1 protein-coding gene is annotated in these 1,530 nt (G+C 51.2%); it reads right to left on the bottom strand.

The window, feature by feature from the left end; all coding sequences use genetic code 11:
* Positions 1-111: 111 nt before the first annotated feature.
* A complete protein-coding gene (locus QVO99_RS00010) occupies positions 112-1,404 on the bottom strand; it encodes an ATP-binding protein (RefSeq protein ID WP_022315533.1) in 1,293 nt (430 codons plus the stop codon).
* Positions 1,405-1,530 lie beyond the last annotated feature (126 nt).

The raw sequence follows: 1,530 nt of genomic DNA, 5'->3' as shown, positions 1-1,530 counted from the left end.
CAAAGCAGAGTAACTTATTCCTTCCCTTTGGGAAGGGTAGGATGGGTTTGGAGGCCAGGTGGGGGCTGATGTCGGAAGGCGGTTCATATATATATCATGACAAATCCGTCACTAAAACACGAATCCGTCCACGGCATACAGAGGAACATTGGTGACCCATTCCTCCTCCTTGTAGTCGTTCATCGAGATGCGGAATGCCTTGGGCGACTGATTGTCGGCAACGAACTGGCGCAGGCTTTTTGCCCTGACGTTCGTTTCTGCCTTTACCTCCAGCGGCACGATGGCATCTTCGTCATCCTGAAGCAGAAAGTCTATCTCCTGTGTGCTGGCTGCCTTTGAATAATAATATGGTTCATATCTGAGGATGAGCTGCTGGAACACATACTGTTCGGTCAGCGCTCCCTTGAATTCGGTGAAGATACTGTTACCAGCCACTATAGTAGTGGGCTTCAGACTGGACATGGCGCCAAGCAGCCCCACATCGAGCACGAAAATCTTGAACGCCGCCCTGTCTTCATAACTCACAAGCGGCAACCGGGGAGCCTTCACGTTACACACCTTGTATATCAGTCCGGCATCCTGAAGCCACTGCAGGGCTATCTCATATTCACGCGCCCTTGCCCCCTCTCTCACTACTCCATACACAAACTTCCTGTTCTCCTTGCTCAACTGTGCCGGAAGCGATTTCCACAAGTCCACGATGCGCGGCACAATTTCTGAAGGGGCATGCTTCGACATATCCCTCTGATAACTGCTGAGTATCGCCGTTTGCAGCGCCCTCACCTCCTTCCAGTCCCGGTTGCGACTGAAGCTCAACACCGCCTCGGGCATTCCGCCTACAAAGTAATAATACCTGAGCAGCTCCTGAAACTTGGGCGAGAGCATCGCCATCATATTCCAGTCGCCGGCCATCAGCACTTCCGACAGGTTCTCCTCTCCCATCGCCATCACGAACTCCACGAAGCTCATCGGATGAAGAGTGAGGAAATCCACTTTTCCCACGGGGAACGACTCTCCGCGATGCGGCTCTATCCCGAGCAGCGATCCGGCAGCGATAACATGATATCCGGGAGCATTCTCTGCAAAATATTTCAGCGAAGTGACGGCATGCGGAGCAGCCTGTATCTCATCGAGGAAAATCAGCGTGTCGCCCTCACTGCACGTCACACCCGTCACGGCACCTATAGCCGTGAGAATCCTCGGAATATCGAAATCCTGTTCAAAGAGATTGCGCAATATCTTCATCTCCTCAAAGTTGACATAAGCCAGCTGCCTGTAGTTTCGGCGTGCAAACTCCTTCACGAGCCAGGTCTTTCCCACCTGTCGCGCCCCCTCCACTATAAGAGGTTTACGATATGCCTTTGCCTTCCATTCCTGGAGTGCTTTGATTGCCGTCCTTTCCATACCTTATACTTTTAATCCACAATAAACATACTGAACATACTAAGTCTCAAGTACTTAGCAACTATTCAAGCATCATTCCATACACATTTCGTGAGGGAACAAACACCGTTACTCACACATTTCGTG

This window comes from Prevotella sp. CAG:592 (assembly GCF_000436015.1).
GTDB classification, from domain to species: domain Bacteria; phylum Bacteroidota; class Bacteroidia; order Bacteroidales; family Bacteroidaceae; genus Prevotella; species Prevotella pectinovora.
The sequence above is the reverse complement of the archived record's forward strand: the minus strand, read 5'-3'. Positions and strand labels throughout refer to the sequence as shown.

Excerpts from the sequence above, each read along its gene's own strand:
- QVO99_RS00010 (WP_022315533.1), bottom strand. The coding sequence starts at position 1,404 with ATGGAAAGGACGGCAATCAAAGCACTCCAGGAATGGAAGGCAAAGGCA.